This is a genomic window from Aliiruegeria sabulilitoris (assembly GCF_001558155.1).
Taxonomy (GTDB): Bacteria; Pseudomonadota; Alphaproteobacteria; order Rhodobacterales; family Rhodobacteraceae; genus Tropicimonas; species Tropicimonas sabulilitoris.
Map to the genome: position 1 here is coordinate 1 of NZ_LOAS01000147.1, position 309 is coordinate 309.

At 61.5% G+C, this 309-nt stretch carries 1 pseudogene; it reads left to right on the top strand.

The window, feature by feature from the left end:
* Positions 1-309, top strand: a pseudogene (locus tag AX756_RS26295) (L,D-transpeptidase); the annotation flags it as partial.

The following is a 309-nucleotide window of genomic DNA, read 5'->3' on the forward strand; positions in this document are numbered from 1 at the left end:
ATGCCGAGCACGAATTCGAGGATGTCGTCTCAACCCTCGAAGGGCGCAAGCATCCCGCGGACTGGGCCTTGGACGATGCCTATCCGGTCACCACGATGCTTGCGTCCTCGCATGACCGCAAAATCGTGATCATCGAGAACGACGTGGAAGTCGCCTCCGGGGCGCTCGAATGGGACGGTGACCCATTGGGCGCTCATGTCTACGTCCTTGAGGGCGCCCATGAAGGTGCCAAGGGCATGCACTGGCAAGCGCTCACCTATGGCACTTCGCAGAGTGCCGAGATGCAGGATCTCAAGCGGGTGCGCACGG